This is a genomic window from Exiguobacterium sp. s56, from assembly GCF_018618255.1.
GTDB classification, from domain to species: Bacteria; Bacillota; Bacilli; order Exiguobacteriales; family Exiguobacteriaceae; genus Exiguobacterium; species Exiguobacterium chiriqhucha.
In genome coordinates, this window is the sequence record NZ_JACSLR010000051.1 from 1 (window position 1) to 382 (window position 382).

Consider the following 382-nt stretch of genomic DNA (forward strand, 5'->3'; position numbering starts at 1 on the left):
ATCTAGCGTCTAAGACACACGGTCCTCACGGACCATATGTGAAATAATTGGTTTGATGTCTTGATGAATCTTCAGTTTTCAAGGAACAAAGTGGAGCCTAGCGGGATCGAACCGCTGACCTCCTGCGTGCAAGGCAGGCGCTCTCCCAGCTGAGCTAAGGCCCCGTATTGGAATTCTCAAAAAAATGGTGGGCCTAAGTGGACTCGAACCACCGACCTCACGCTTATCAGGCGTGCGCTCTAACCAGCTGAGCTATAGGCCCTCATATTTTGATTGTCGAGAGATTTTGGTCTCTCAAAACTGAACGATGGGCAATGCCACATGGGCATTTTCCTTAGAAAGGAGGTGATCCAGCCGCACCTTCCGATACGGCTACCTTGTT

The 382-nt window shown here is 50.0% G+C and carries 2 tRNA genes; both read right to left on the reverse strand.

Going from position 1 to position 382, the window contains the following annotated elements:
* Positions 1 to 91: 91 nt before the first annotated feature.
* Positions 92 to 164, reverse strand: a tRNA-Ala gene (locus KNP71_RS15795).
* A 21-nt stretch (positions 165 to 185) separates the two neighbouring features.
* A tRNA-Ile gene (locus KNP71_RS15800) sits at positions 186 to 262 on the reverse strand.
* Between the last annotated feature and the right edge of the window lie 120 nt (positions 263 to 382).